Here is a 268-nt window from a genome sequence, read left to right as displayed (position 1 = left end):
GACACATACACATATTCTTCCAGCTACCGTTGGCCGACCAGGCAGCACCCAGCGGTGAGGGCATTGACCATGGCAGCATTGCAACGGCCCTGTCGAGGATACCCATTTGCGTCAAATACCATGCTAAACAGGCATTTATCAGCGGGACAAAAACAAAGGGCAGTAAAAAAACCGGGTTCATAATGACGGGGAAGCCAAACAATATCGGCTCATTAATGTTAAATAGTGAAGGCAAAAGACCAATTTTCCCCACACTCTTCAACTGCCT

General features: G+C 47.8%; 1 protein-coding gene. It reads right to left on the bottom strand.

Features of this window, described 5'->3' with window-relative positions:
- Window positions 1-268, bottom strand: a 268-nt coding sequence (locus tag FQ664_RS26130; protein ID WP_144175889.1) for a PTS transporter subunit EIIC, incomplete at both ends; no start/stop codon positions are given.

Source organism: Pseudomonas persica, assembly GCF_900291015.1.
Lineage (GTDB): Bacteria > Pseudomonadota > Gammaproteobacteria > Pseudomonadales > Pseudomonadaceae > Aquipseudomonas.
This window is presented reverse-complemented; position numbering and strand designations above follow the sequence as displayed.